A 452-nucleotide genomic window follows, 5' to 3' on the forward strand; every position below is an offset into this window, starting at 1 on the left:
TCTGTAAAATAAATAATATATATTTAATAATTATATAGATTTTGGAATTTTATGTTAATTAGTGATACAATAAAATTAAAGTGAACTAATTTAATAATCTAGGGGAGATAGGGATTATGCCTATAGTAGCTGTTTTTACTGCAATGTTACTAATTTTTATGTGGGGGTATAGAAGAGCTAGATATAAATATTCTATACATAATGTTGAAGAAGAAGACATTAGAAATATAATAGAAAATTATTTAGATAGTATATAAAACAGTGACAATATTAACTAAAGTATCTAGAGGAAAATCTATGTTAGATAGTGTCATAAAGAAAGGTTAATAAAATGAATGAGAATTTAATGATAGAAAAAACCAAAGAATTTGTTAAAAATAAATTATATGGTGAAGGWAGTGGACATGATTGGTTTCATATAGAAAGGGTATATAATCTAGCTAAATATATAA

General features: G+C 23.1%; 1 protein-coding gene. It reads left to right on the plus strand.

The window, feature by feature from the left end:
• The first annotated feature begins 116 nt into the window (after positions 1–116).
• Complete coding sequence (locus tag G3997_RS04220; RefSeq protein WP_296648600.1) at positions 117–257, plus strand: hypothetical protein; 141 nt, start codon at positions 117–119, stop codon at positions 255–257.
• Positions 258–452: the final 195 nt, after the last annotated feature.

Origin of the sequence: Romboutsia sp. 13368 (assembly GCF_018336475.1) — a bacterium.
Lineage (GTDB): Bacteria > Bacillota > Clostridia > Peptostreptococcales > Peptostreptococcaceae > Romboutsia.

Coding starts and splice junctions, on each gene's coding strand:
- G3997_RS04220 (WP_296648600.1), top strand. CDS start 117: ATGCCTATAGTAGCTGTTTTTACTGCAATGTTACTAATTTTTATGTGG.